Annotated in this window: 11 protein-coding genes, 1 pseudogene and 1 riboswitch; of the genes and pseudogenes, 6 read left to right on the top strand and 6 right to left on the bottom strand. The window is 75.4% G+C overall.

The features are described 5' to 3' along the window. Positions 1–62 precede the first annotated feature (62 nt). The 4 genes and pseudogenes from ACRYM6_RS18255 to ACRYM6_RS18240 all read right to left on the bottom strand — a co-directional run bounded on the left by ACRYM6_RS18255 (position 63) and on the right by ACRYM6_RS18240 (position 4,750). A complete protein-coding gene (locus tag ACRYM6_RS18255; protein ID WP_432544307.1) occupies positions 63–614 on the bottom strand; it encodes a CheB methylesterase domain-containing protein in 552 nt (183 codons plus the stop codon). Between the two features lie 268 nt (positions 615–882). After that, positions 883–1,086 (bottom strand): annotated as a pseudogene (locus tag ACRYM6_RS18250) (response regulator); the annotation flags it as partial. Positions 1,087–1,178: 92 nt separating this feature from the next. Further along, complete coding sequence (locus tag ACRYM6_RS18245; RefSeq protein WP_432544306.1) at positions 1,179–2,777, bottom strand: chemotaxis protein CheW; 1,599 nt, start codon at positions 2,775–2,777, stop codon at positions 1,179–1,181. Between the two features lie 35 nt (positions 2,778–2,812). Next, complete coding sequence (locus ACRYM6_RS18240; protein WP_432544305.1) at positions 2,813–4,750, bottom strand: methyl-accepting chemotaxis protein; 1,938 nt, start codon at positions 4,748–4,750, stop codon at positions 2,813–2,815. A 250-nt stretch (positions 4,751–5,000) separates the two neighbouring features. On the opposite strand from ACRYM6_RS18240, the gene ACRYM6_RS18235 reads away from it, so the two are divergent. Next, the gene (locus ACRYM6_RS18235) at positions 5,001–5,378 is read left to right on the top strand and encodes a hypothetical protein (RefSeq protein ID WP_432544304.1); all 378 of its coding nucleotides are present in this window, start codon (positions 5,001–5,003) and stop codon (positions 5,376–5,378) included. A gap of 15 nt (positions 5,379–5,393) precedes the next feature. On the opposite strand, the gene ACRYM6_RS18230 is transcribed toward ACRYM6_RS18235, so the two are convergent. Continuing rightward, the gene (locus ACRYM6_RS18230) at positions 5,394–6,305 is read right to left on the bottom strand and encodes a LysR family transcriptional regulator (protein ID WP_432544303.1); all 912 of its coding nucleotides are present in this window, start codon (positions 6,303–6,305) and stop codon (positions 5,394–5,396) included. Between the two features lie 65 nt (positions 6,306–6,370). On the opposite strand from ACRYM6_RS18230, the gene ACRYM6_RS18225 reads away from it, so the two are divergent. From ACRYM6_RS18225 to ACRYM6_RS18215, 3 genes are read left to right on the top strand one after another with little or no spacing between them, the layout of a single operon-like run. Continuing rightward, complete coding sequence (locus tag ACRYM6_RS18225) at positions 6,371–7,399, top strand: adenosine deaminase family protein (RefSeq protein WP_432544302.1); 1,029 nt, start codon at positions 6,371–6,373, stop codon at positions 7,397–7,399. Next, complete coding sequence (locus ACRYM6_RS18220; protein WP_432544301.1) at positions 7,396–8,766, top strand: NtaA/DmoA family FMN-dependent monooxygenase; 1,371 nt, start codon at positions 7,396–7,398, stop codon at positions 8,764–8,766. The genes ACRYM6_RS18225 and ACRYM6_RS18220 overlap by 4 nt, the downstream gene beginning before the upstream one ends. Then, positions 8,763–10,217, top strand: coding sequence for a purine-cytosine permease family protein (locus ACRYM6_RS18215; protein ID WP_432544300.1), 1,455 nt, complete (start codon positions 8,763–8,765; stop codon positions 10,215–10,217). Before ACRYM6_RS18220 ends, ACRYM6_RS18215 begins: the two co-directional genes overlap by 4 nt. 33 nt (positions 10,218–10,250) lie before the next feature. Here ACRYM6_RS18215 and ACRYM6_RS18210 read toward each other — a convergent pair whose 3' ends face one another. Then, positions 10,251–10,754: an OsmC family protein gene (locus ACRYM6_RS18210; RefSeq protein WP_432544299.1), complete on the bottom strand. Its 504-nt coding sequence runs from the start codon at positions 10,752–10,754 to the stop codon at positions 10,251–10,253. A gap of 68 nt (positions 10,755–10,822) precedes the next feature. Here ACRYM6_RS18210 and ACRYM6_RS18205 point away from each other — a divergent pair, with 68 nt between their 5' ends. Continuing rightward, positions 10,823–11,452, top strand: coding sequence for a DUF7711 family protein (locus tag ACRYM6_RS18205; protein ID WP_432544298.1), 630 nt, complete (start codon positions 10,823–10,825; stop codon positions 11,450–11,452). Next, positions 11,449–11,661: a DUF1737 domain-containing protein gene (locus ACRYM6_RS18200; RefSeq protein WP_432544297.1), complete on the top strand. Its 213-nt coding sequence runs from the start codon at positions 11,449–11,451 to the stop codon at positions 11,659–11,661. Before ACRYM6_RS18205 ends, ACRYM6_RS18200 begins: the two co-directional genes overlap by 4 nt. Before the next feature lie 65 nt (positions 11,662–11,726). Then, positions 11,727–11,837, top strand: a riboswitch (SAM riboswitch). Positions 11,838–11,880: the final 43 nt, after the last annotated feature.

Here is an 11,880-nt window from a genome sequence, read left to right as displayed (position 1 = left end):
GGGAACTGCGGTACGGGGGGGGTGGTGCGGGGGGGGTGTGGGGGGTGCGGGGGTGCGGGCGGTCAGGCCCAGGCGACGACCTGCGCCGCGATCTGGTCGGAGTGCAGGACCCGGGTGGCGCCGCCGCGGGCCACGAGCTGACCGGGCATGCCCCACACCACGGCCGACTCCTCGGACTCGGCCACGGTGCGGCCGCCGCGGGACCTCAGCTGCGCCATCTGCTCGGCGCCGTCGTCGCCCATGCCGGTGAGCAGGACCCCGACGGTGCGGGCGGGGTCCACGTGCTCCAGCGCGCTGGCGACCAGCCGGTCGACGCTGGGGTGCCAGCGGTAGGCCGACCCGGCGGGCGCGGGCCGGACCACGAGGTCCTCCCCGCGCCGGCCCAGCACCACGTCGGCGTCGCCGCGGGCCACGTAGACGTGCCCCGGCTGCACCGGGACCAGGCCGGTGACCTCCCGCACCGGCAGCGCGCAGGAGGCGTCCAGCCGCTGGGCCAGGGCCCCGGTGAAGGACGCCGGCATGTGCTGGGCGATGACCACCGGGGCGGGGAAGTCGGCCGGGAACTGCGACAGCAGCGCCGACAGCAGCGCCGGGCCGCCGGTGCTGGACCCCACCACCACCAGGTCGGTGGTGCCGGCGGTGGCCCGGCGCGCGGGCGCGTCCGGGCGGGTCCGGGCGGACGGCCCGCCCGGCGGCGAACGCCTCCTCCCGCTGCCGGCGCAGCCGGGAGGTCAGCGACCCGGGGCGCACCCGGGACCCGGCCGCGCGGCGGACCTTGCGGCGGATCTCCTCGGCGGCCTCGGACAGGTTCAGCGAGACCGTGCCGCCGGGTTTGGCGACGTAGTCGACCGCCCCCAGCTCCAGGGCCTCCAGGGTGGCCATGGCGCCCCGCTCGGTGATCGAGGAGACCATGACCACCGGGACCGGACGCTCGTCCATGATCCGCGCCAGGCAGGTCAGCCCGTCCATCACGGGCATGTTGACGTCGAGGGTGACCACGTCGGGTTCCTCGCGCCCCAGGACGTCGAGGGCGTCCTCGCCGTTGCGGGCGAGGACGACCTCCACGTCACCGTCGGCGGTCAGCATCGTCTTCAGCGCCTTGCGCATGAGCGCGGAGTCGTCGACGACGAGCACCTTCACCTTCTCCCCGGGACCGGCCACCGGCACGGCTCCGCGGTTCAGGCGGCGGTGGACGAGGACCGCACCTCGTCCACCAGCTGCGCGACCTGGGCACCGCCGAGCAGCTGGGCGGGTTCGAGGACGAGCAGCATCCGGTCCTGGCGGGGCAGGTTCGCCACCCGCGTCACGACCTCGGCCTGCTCGGGGGACAGCTCGGGGGCGTCCTCCAGCTCGGCGTTGCCGACCCGCAGGACCTCCGCGACCGAGTCCACGACGAACCCGGTGCGCACGCCCTGGATGATGAGCACCACGATGCGCTGGCGCTCGTCGCGGGCGCTGCGGTCCAGCCCCAGGCGGGTGCGCAGGTCCACCACCGGCAGCACCGCGCCGCGCAGGTTCACCAGGCCCTCGACGAAGTCGAGCGTCTTCGGGACGCGGATGAGCGTCTCGGGGACCCGGATGATCTCCTGCACGGCGTCGACCGCCACGCAGTACTCCTCGCCCTGCAGGCGGAAGACGACGAGCAGCTCGTCGTCCCCGCGGCCGTCGTCCACCACGTCGTCCTCCTGGTCCTGGCGGGTGCGGGTCACCGCCGCGTCGTCGAGGTCGAGGTCGGCGAGCCCGCCGACGTCGACGAGGGAGTCGGCCGACAGGACCGACACCAGCCGCTTGCCGTCCTCCAGCCGGCACACCGACTGCACCTCGCGGCTGCGGCCGCCGCCGGAGACGACGTGCGGCAGGGCGCCGACGAGCTCGGCCGGCACCCGCAGGACCTCGCGGACGGTGTCCATGACGACGCCCACGAGGGACTCGCGGCCCTCCCGCTCGACGGTCACCACGACGATGCGGTTGTGCGGCTGGAGGACCGGGACCTCCAGGCCGAAGACCTGCCGCAGGCTGACGACGGGCAGCAGCCCGCCGCGCAGGTCCATGACCCCCAGGACGCGGGCGGCCGCGTTGGGCACGGCCGTGACCCGCTCGGGGGCCTGGACGATCTCCTGCACGCGGTCGATGGGCAGCGCGTACTCCTGCCCGTCGACGGCGAAGCTCACCAGTTCCAGGGTGTCGGAGGAGTCGTCCTCGGCCGCCGTCGCCGCCGGGGTCCACGCCCCGGAGCCGGTACCGCTCGCGGCGACCTTGCGGGCCAGGTCGGCGAACTCGGCCCGGACCAGGCGCTGGACGTCCAGCACCGTGGTCATGCGGCCGGCGGCGCGGCCTGCGGTGCCCTTGAGGACCGCGGCGAGCAGCTCGGAGCGGACGGTGCTCTGCACCCCCTCGGCGCTCTCGAGCTGGTCGGCCTCGACGGACACGACGGCGGTGACGCGGTCGACCACCAGGCCGAGGGTCGCCCCCGCGGCCTGGACGACCACCACGCGGGTGGCCTCGTCGTGCTCGGCGGTGCTCAGCCCGCAGCAGGTGCGCAGGCTCACCACCGGCAGCACCCGCCCGCGCAGGTTCGCCAGGCCCTCCAGGGCCGACGGGCCCAGCGGTACCCGGATCAGCTCGGGCATGCGGATGATCTCCTGCACGCGCTCCATGGGCAGGGCGTAGGACTCCCCCGCCATCTCGAACGTCACGAAGTCGCTGCTCGTGTCGTTCTCCTCCCCGTCGCTCGCGACGGGGTCCACCTCCTCCAGGAGGGTTCCCTCGGTGCTCATCGCACTCCTCGTCATCGCCTCGGTCGCCGCGCGGGTCAGGGCTGCTGGAGCTCGTCGGCCAGGGCGGCGATCTCCTCGATGGCGGTGGCGAGCTCCTCGGCGCCGGTGGACTGCTGGCGCGCGGCGGCCGAGGCCTGCCCGGACAGGGTGTCGGCCTGGTTGGCGGCGGCGGAGATCTGGTCCAGGGCGGTCTTGACCTGCGAGAGCGCGGAGGCGATCTCGGCGGACGCGGCGCGCACCTCCTGGTTGCCCTCGCGGACCTCGGCCATGTCGCGCTCGACCTCGACGAGGCGGGCGGTGCTGGCCTTGGCGCGCTCGACCTCCACCAGCGCCTGGCGGGAGGTCTCCTCCAGGTCCGCGCGCACGGCGGCGATGCGGTCCTGGACCTCCTTGACGAGGTCCTTGATGCGCTCGGCGTTGTCGGCGGAGTCGCGGGCCAGGTTGCGGATGTCGGTGGACACGACCGCGAACCCCTTGCCGTACTCCCCGGCGCGCGCGGACTCCACCGACCCGTTGACGGCCAGCATGTTCGTCTGGATGGAGACGTTGGCGATGGCGTCGACGATCTTGTCGATCTTGCGGGAGACGATCTCCAGCTCCACGACCTGCTTGACGCTGTCCTTGGCGGCGGCCGACGCGGCGGTGATCGCGGTGATCATCGTGTCGACGGCCTGCTTGTTGGTGGCCAGCTGCTCGATCATCTCGCCGGCCTTCTCCACGGCCACGCCCGCGCGGGTCTCGGCGAGCTGCGCGCCGGACTCGATCTGGTTGATGGCGCTGGAGGACTCCTGGGTCTTGGCCGACTGCGCCTGCGCCCCGCTGGAGATCTCGGTGATGGCCTGGGAGATCTGGGTGGCGGCGCGGTTGATCTCCTCCGCGGCGGCGGCCAGCTCCTCGGCGGAGGCGGCGACCTCCTCGGCGGACTTGCCGATGTCGGCCGAGCCGCGCAGCTCCTCGGCGATCTCGGACAGCTGCTCGGCGGCCTGCTCGCTCTGCTGCAGCGCCGCGCCCTGCTGGTCGACGGTCTGCAGGACCTCCTCGGCGGCGGCGGACTGCTGCTCGGCGGCGGCGGCGATCTCCTCGGCGCGCAGCTGCGCGTCCTGGGAGGCGCGCTCGGCCTGGCCGGCGGCGGCGGCGATCTCGCCGGCGCCGTCGAGGATGACCACCATGTCGTCGCGGATCTGCGCGAGCTGGGCGGTGACGGCGCGCCCCTTCTCGACCTCGCCGCGGGAGGTGTCGGCCGAGGCCTGCACGCCCTCGGCGACGGCGGTGACGCCGCTGCGGATGGAGTCGATGAGCTCGCGGATCTGGCTGGCGGAGCGCTCGGAGGTCTCGGCCAGGGTGCGGACCTCGTCGGCCACGACGGCGAAGCCCTTGCCGTGCTGGCGGGCGCGGGCGGCCTCGATGGCGGCGTTGAGGGCCAGCAGGTTCGTCTGGTCGGCGATGCGCGCGACGGCGGCGACGATGGTGCCGATCTCCTCGGCCTGCTTCTCCAGCTCGGTGATCATCTCGACCGACTGGGTCTGGCGGTCGGCGGCCTCGCCGACGTTGGCGACCAGGCTGGAGATGCCCTCGGCGGTCTCGCCGAGCAGCGTCTGGAGCTTGGTGGTGGTGTCCTTCACCCGGGCGCTGGTCTGCTTCTGGGTCTGGATGCGCCCGGCGACCTGGTTGGTGGCGGCCAGCGACTCCTGGGTGGCGCCGGAGGCCTCCTCGGCGCCGGCGGCGATCTGCTGCATCGCGTCGCGCAGCTGGCGGGAGGCCTCGGCGGACTGCGCGGTGGAGGCGGCCAGCTCGGTGGTGGCGGCGGCGATGCGCTCGGCGGCCTGCTGCTGCTTGGCGACGGTGCGGGCGCGGCGGCGCGCCTCGTCGGACTCGCGGGGGTCCTTGCGGGCGGCGGGGGCCGCGGTGGTGGTCCCGGAGGCCGGACGGGCTGCGGGGATGGTCGCCTTGGCGCCGTTCCTGGTCAGGGGCATGGAGCTCTGTCCTTCGCTTCGGGGTGCGACGAGACGGTGGCCGACGGCCGCCGGAACGGCGCTCGCTGGGGTGTGTCTAGAAGTTCGGCAACCCCCGTTGCCGACTTGAGGCAACCCCCGTTGCGGATGTGCGACGGTCGTCGCTGCGGCTGCGCGGCAACGGTTTGCGGGAACCGGTCCCCCTACCACCGCGGCGCGGCGGGTGCCCGGTCCGGCTGACGGCACGCCCCCGGGCGACGGACAATGCAGCGTGACGACCACCGACGACCGCGGCGACGGGCCCGCGGGCGAGGACCCGACCGCGGACACCCTGGAGGCGCTGGTCGCCGAGCTGACCGAGGCGGTGGAGACCCTGCACCTGGTGCGTGAGCGCGCGCAGGGGGTGCTGCACCGCCGGGCGCGGGGCGAGAGCTACGGCGACATCCTGCGCACCGCGCGGCGCCCCTCCCTCGCCGAGACGCTGTCCCGGGCGATGGGCGAGCTCACCGAGGCCGGCAGCCGGTACCGCCGCGCCCAGATCCGGGCCCTGCAGGCCGAGGGGGTCGGCGTCGCGGAGATCGCGGTGCTGTTCGGGGTCACCCGTCAGCGGGTCTCGGCGCTGCTGGAGGAGCGTCCCGCCCCGCGGTGACGCCGGCCGGCCCGTTCAGAACGAGGCGAGCAGGTCGGCCACCGCCGGCCGGGCGTCGTCGGCGAGCGCCACCAGCAGCAGCCGCAGCGGTTCCAGCCCGCGCAGCCGGACGAAGGCGATGTCGTCGGAGCGGTGCGCGGAGGCGACGGCGGCGGAGGTGATGGCCATCGCCCGTCCCGTGGCGACGACCGCCAGCATCTCCTCCACCGTCGTGGCCGGCGGCCCGACGACGACGGGGGCGGCCCCCGAGGGGCGGGGGTCGACGAGCCAGACGTCGCGGTCGCTGCCGGCGTCGACGATGGGCTCGTCGTCGAGGTCGGCGATGGACAGCGACGGCTCGGCGGCCAGCGGGTGGGCGCGGGCGAACACCGCCACCCGCTCGACCTCGGCCACGGTCACCGCGCGCACCCGCGGGTCGGGGTCGCGCCCGGGCGGCAGCTGGACGAAGGCGACGTCGACCAGCCCGGCGGCGAGGTCGGTGACCTCGCGCCCCCACGGGACGTGCCGCAGCACGACGTCGAGCTCGGGGCTCTCCTGGGCGGCCTCGACGAGCCGCGTGGAGACCCAGCGCGGGGTGGAGGTGCCGATCCCGACGGTGAGCCGTTCCCGTTCCCCGGCCTCGGCCAGCCGGCGGGCCCGGACCAGGGCCCGGTCCAGCAGTTCGGTGATGCGGTGCGCGTCGGCCAGCAGGGCCTGCCCCGCGGGGGTCAGCGGTGAGCCCTCGCGGGCGACGCCGCGGGCGTCGCGCACCACGAGGCGGCCCCCGACGAGCGCCTCGACCCGGGCGATGGCCTGGCTCAGCGCGGGCTGGGAGACCTGCAGGGACGCGGCGGCGGCGGTGAAGCTGCGTTCGCGCGCGACGGCCACCAGGTACCGCAGGGACCTCGCGTCCAGTTCCCCTCCCGGCCGTGCCGCGCGCTCATCCACGCGGTGGATGCTCCCAGAACACCGCCTTGTGCGACACGGCGGGCCGTGCTCCCTACGTTGGACGGGTGCACCCGCCCCGCTCCCTCACCGCGCTGCCGAAGGTCCACGTGCACGCGCACCTGGACGGCTCCTACCCGCGGGCGGCCGTCCTGGACCTGGCCCGGCGCCGCGGCGCCGCCCTCGACCCCGGCACGGACCTGCCCGTGCGCGCGGGGGCGTTCGGGCGGCCCGGCGGCTGGCGGGACGTGTGGGAGTTCTTCGAGGCCTACGGCCGCGTCCCCGCCCTGGTCGCCGACCTCGACGACCTCGCCGGGTTGTGCCGGGCGCTGGTGGCGCAGGAGGCCGAGCAGGGGGTCGTGTTCCTCGAGCCGGCGATCGAGCCGCAGCTGTACGCCCCGCGGCTGGGCAGCTTGCGGGAGGTGACCCGGGTGGTGCTGGGCGCCTTCGCCGACGCCGGCCGCGAGCACGACGTCGAGGTGGGCGCGCTGGTGACGGTCAACACCGACCAGGACGAGCCGATCGCCGCCGACCTCGCCGCGATCGCCGTCGAGTTCGCCGGGGCCGGGGTGACCGCGTTCGGGACCGCCGGTTTCGAGGAGCCCTCCGGGCTGGGGCGCTTCGCGGGGTGCGCGGCCGCGGCCCGCGCGGCGGGGCTGCCCGTCGTCGCGCACGCGGGGCAGACCGGCGGGTGGGAGTGCGTCGCCGAGGCCGTCGACGTCCTGGGCGCCACCCGGATCTCCCACGGCGTGCGGTCGGTGGAGGAGCCGCGGTTCGTCCAGCGGCTGGTCGAGGCCGGGATCGTGCTGGACGTCGCGCCGGTGTCCAACGTCGCCCTCGGCGTGGTCGCCGACCTGGCCTCGCACCCGGCCCCGGTCCTGCACGCCGCCGGGGTCGGCGTCACCCTGAACGCCGACGACCAGCTGTGGTTCGGGCGCAGCGTGAGCGACCAGTACGCGGTGGCCCGGGACGTGTGGGGGCTGCCGGACACCGAGCTCGCGGCCCTGGCCGGCCACGGGCTGCGCGTGGAGGGCATGAGCGCGGCGACGCGGCAGCGCCTGGGGCGGGGGCTGGCGGACTGGCTGGGCACCGCGTGAGCCTGCTGCTGTCGGCGTTCGAGATCAACGGGCCGAACCTCACGAGCCAGGGGATGTGGGCGCACCCGGAGCAGGAGTCGTCGCGGTACACCGACCTCGCGCACTGGACGGGCCTGGCCCGGCTCCTGGAGGACGGGGGTTTCGACCTGCTGTTCCTGGCCGACTCCCCCGGGTACCCGGTGCTGGGCGGGGTCGTCCCGGACGTGACGTTCGAGCAGGCCGTCGAGATGCCGACCAACGACCCGCTGCTGCTGGTCCCGGCCATGGCCGCCGTCACCGGCCGGCTGGGTTTCGCCGTGACGGCCTCGACGACCTTCGAGGGCCCGTACCCCAACGCGCGGCGGTTCGCGACGCTGGACCACCTGACGCGGGGGCGGATCGGCTGGAACGTCGTCACGACGTCCTCGCCGGTGGTCAGCGCCCTGCACGGCCGCGAGGCGCTGCCGCCGCACGACGTGCGGTACGACGTCGCCGACGAGCACCTCGAGCTCAGCTACCGGCTGTTCGAGGGCAGCTGGGAGGACGGCGCGGTGCTCGCCGACAAGGCCGCCCGCCGGTACGCCGACCCCCGCCGGGTGCACGAGGTCCACCACGAGGGGCGGTGGTTCTCCTCGCACGGGTACTTCAAGGTCGAGCCCTCCCCGCAGCGCACCCCGGTGATCCTCCAGGCCGGGGCCAGCCGACGGGGCCGGGAGTTCGCGGCCACCCACGCCGAGGTCGTCTTCCTGCAGGGCCGGGACGCGGCGTCGCTGCGCCGGCACGTGCAGGACGTGCACGCCCGCGCCGCCGCGCACGGGCGGGCCCCGGGGTCGGTGCGCACCCTGGCCGGCGTGAGCGTCGTGCTGGGCCGCGACCGCGCCCACGCCCGCGCCCGGCTCGAGGAGTACCTGTCCTGGGTGGACCCCGACGCCGCCCGCGCCTACTACGCGGCGATGACCGGGATCGACCTGGCGGCGCTGGACCCGGCGGGCAGCTTCTCGGACCTGCGGACCGAGGGCGGGCGCACCCAGGTCGAGCGGTACCGGGGCCAGACGGTCGCCCGGGCCAGCGCGGACTTCCTGCGCTACGGGATGCGCGAGTTCGTCCTGACCGGTTCGGCGGTCGACGTCGCCGACGACCTGCAGGCGCTGGTCGAGCGGACCGGGATCGACGGGGTGAACCTCACCCCGTTCGTCGTGCCCGGCTCCTACCGGGAGTTCTGCGAGCAGGTCGTCCCCGAGCTGCGCCGGCGCGGCCTCGTCGACGGACCGGCCGAGCGTGCGGCAGGCTCTACGCTGCGAGAAGCGATCTTCGGGGCCGGCCGCGCGAGGCTGCCCCCCGACCACCCGGCGGCCCGGTTCCGCCCGGCCCACGAGGAGCAGCCGTGAGCGAGGTCCCCGCGACGTCCGAGGCCCGGGTCGGGGGTGTCGGCGTCGAGCTCAACGGCGTCAACGCCGTCGCCGAGGAGGAGCGGCACGGCCGGCCGCGGGACCTGTTCTGGCCGTGGTTCGCCGCCAACGTCTCGGTGCTGGCCGTCAGCTACGGCTCGTTCGTCCTCGGGTTCGGCATCTCGTTCTGGCAGGCGACGTTCGTCTCGGTCGCCGGCGTCGTGGCGTCCTACGTGGTCGTGGGGCTCGTCGCGATCGCCGGCAAGCGGGGTTCGGCGCCGACGATGACGTTGTCGCGCGCCGCGTTCGGGGTCCACGGCAACCGGCTGCCGTCGCTGGTGTCGTGGCTGCTGACCCTGGGCTGGGAGACGTCGCTGGCGGCCGTCGCGGTGCTGGCCACGTCCACCGTCCTGGACCGGCTCGGGGCCGGCGGCGGGACGGGCACGAAGCTCGTGGCCCTCGTCGTGGTCGTGGGGCTGATCGTGCTCGGCGGCACCCTGGGGTTCGGCGTCATCATGCGGATGCAGCGCTGGATCACGATCGTGACGGCGGTCCTGACGGTGGCCTACATCGGCTTCGCCGCCCACTCCGTCGACCTGGCGGTGGTGGGTGCGATCCCCGGCGGCGACACCGCGGCCGTGGTCGGCGCCTTCACCATGGTCATGACGGGGTTCGGCCTGGGCTGGGCCAACGCCGCCGCCGACTACTCCCGCTACCTGCCGCGGGAGGCCTCCAGCGCCGGGGTGGTGCTCTGGACGACGCTGGGGTGCTCGATCGGGCCGGCCGTGCTGCTGGTCTTCGGCGCGCTCGTCGTGGGGTCGGACCCGGGGCTGAGCGAGCTCGTCGGCCGCGACCCCGTGGGGGCGCTGACCGCGATCCTGCCGACGTGGTTCCTCGTGCCGTTCGTCGTGGTGGCCGTCCTGGGCCTGGTCGGCGGCGCCGTCATGGACATCTACTCCTCGGGGCTGGCGCTGCTCAACGTGGGGCTGCGGGTGCCCCGCCCGGTGGCGGTGCTCCTCGACGGCGCCCTCATGGTCGCCGGCGCCACGTACATCGCGTTCTTCTCGGCCGACTTCCTCACCCCGTTCCAGGGGTTCCTCATCACCCTGGGCGTGCCGATCGCGGCGTGGGCGGGGATCTTCCTGGCCGACCTGGCGACCCGCCGGCGCGGGTACGCCGAGGCCGAGCTGCTCGACGCCCGGGGCCGGTACGGCTCGGTGCGGGTGCTGCCGGTGGCGACGATGGTCGTGGCCACCGTGGTCGGCTGGGGCCTGGTGACCAACGGCGGCGCGAGCTGGCTGACCTGGCAGGGCTACCTGCTGGGCCCGGTCGGGGGCCGCGAGGGCGAGTGGGCGTACGCGAACCTCGGGGTCCTGCTGGCCTTCGCGATCGGCTTCGTCGTCGTCGCGGTGTTCGGGCGGGCGGCGGTGCGGCGGCAGGAGGACCGCTGAGGCTCCCGCCGCCGCGCACCGCCCGGGCGGCGGTCAGGCCCGCTGGACGGTGACCTTCGGCGGGACCTGCAGCGTCTGCGCGATGACGCAGTACCGCTCGGCGAGGGAGACCATCTTCGCCTCCGTCGCCTCGTCGGCGTCGGAGGTGAAGTCGAAGGTGATGGTGACGTCGGTGATCCCGATCGGGACCTCGCGGGAGACCCCGAGGGTGCCGCGGGCGTCCCAGTGCGCGTCGACGGCCACGGAGGCGTTGCGCAGCTCGACGCCCATGGCCGTCGCGACGCTGCGCAGGGTCACCCCGGCGCAGGCCGCCACGGCCTCGCAGAGCATGTCGGCCGAGCACGCCTCGGTGCCGTCGCCGCCGGCGGCGGGGTGCAGCCCGGCGCGGGTCGTCCCGGCGAAGCCGTCGACCGAGACGCCGATGGACTGCCCGTCCAGGACGGCCACCGCCCGGGCCGGGACCAGCGCCTGGGCGGGGTCCTCCCGGTAGGAGTCCTTCAACGGCTTCTGCAGGGCTCTGAGCTCGGTCGAATCCACCGGCGAAGCTTAGGCCCGGCCACGGCCCGGCCCGCAACCTCGCCGCCGGGTCGGCCACACTGGCCGACGTGAAGTGGACCACCGCGGTGCGGACGCTGGAGGAGGTCGCCGACCGCTGCGCGCACGTGAGCCGCCAGCCGGCCGGGATCGTGCGGCTGCGGGTCGAGGAGGCGTGGGTGTTCGGCGCCCTGCTGGGCCCGCGCCGCGACGTGCTCGAGGACGCGGGGGCGGTGCGGGTGGCCCTGGTGACGAACGCCGAGGAGGCCGACTGCGCGCACGGCGCGCAGCCGCCGGCCGCCGGGCACTGGCTGGCCGCCTCGGGGCTGGCGACCCGGCCGGTGACCCTGACGTTCCGGTCGGCGCGGGCGCCGGTGTGGAACCACCTCGTCGACCGGCCGGTGCGGTTCTGGACGGTCGGGGACGGCACCGACCACGAGGTCCTGGGGCAGCTGCGGGCCGGGGACGGCGAGGGCCTGCGCCCGGACCCGCCCACGCCCGCCGAGCTGGCCGCTCGCCTGGACCGCGAGCTCGCGGTCAGCCTGGGGGCGCTGGGCCGCGCGGCGCGCGAATACGACGAGCAGCGCTGGGCGCCGGGGGCGCCGACGCGGCGGGCCGACGCCCTGGCCGACGTGGCCCTGGGGTACCTGGACCTGCGCGCCGCCCGGGACGGGCTGGGCGTCGGTAGCCTCGGCGCATGAGCGACCCCACCCCCCAGGACGCCCCCCAGAAGCTCGCCTACCGGCTGCTGACCGGCCCCGACGACCGGTCGTTCTGCGAGAAGGTGAGCGCCGCCCTGGCCGACGGGTACGTCCTGCACGGCAGCCCGTCGCTGACCACGACCGCCGGCGTCACCGTCGCCGCGCAGGCCGTCGTCCTGCCCCACGCCCTGCCCCCCGCGCGCGGCTGACCCCCGCGCGGGCGGATCGGCGGGACCGTCCACGCTGTCAGACAGCCGGTGTTAGAGTCCTCCCAGGTCATGAGTGACAGCGGAAAGCCCTGGCTAGCTGTCCGGCAACCCTCCTCCGCGGTGGGGTGCCCCAGGTGAGGACCTGGCCGGACGGACCCGTCCGGCAAGCGCGGATCGCCGGACGCCGGTCGATCACGGGAGCCCTGCGAGCCGCGCGCC

The organism is Kineococcus rugosus (assembly GCF_050871975.1).
Taxonomy (GTDB): domain Bacteria; phylum Actinomycetota; class Actinomycetes; order Actinomycetales; family Kineococcaceae; genus Kineococcus.
The sequence above is the reverse complement of the archived record's forward strand: the minus strand, read 5'-3'. Positions and strand labels throughout refer to the sequence as shown.

Excerpts from the sequence above, each read along its gene's own strand:
- ACRYM6_RS18245 (WP_432544306.1), bottom strand. The coding sequence starts at position 2,777 with ATGAGCACCGAGGGAACCCTCCTGGAGGAGGTGGACCCCGTCGCGAGC.
- ACRYM6_RS18240 (WP_432544305.1), bottom strand. The coding sequence starts at position 4,750 with ATGCCCCTGACCAGGAACGGCGCCAAGGCGACCATCCCCGCAGCCCGT.
- ACRYM6_RS18200 (WP_432544297.1), top strand. The coding sequence starts at position 11,449 with ATGAGCGACCCCACCCCCCAGGACGCCCCCCAGAAGCTCGCCTACCGG.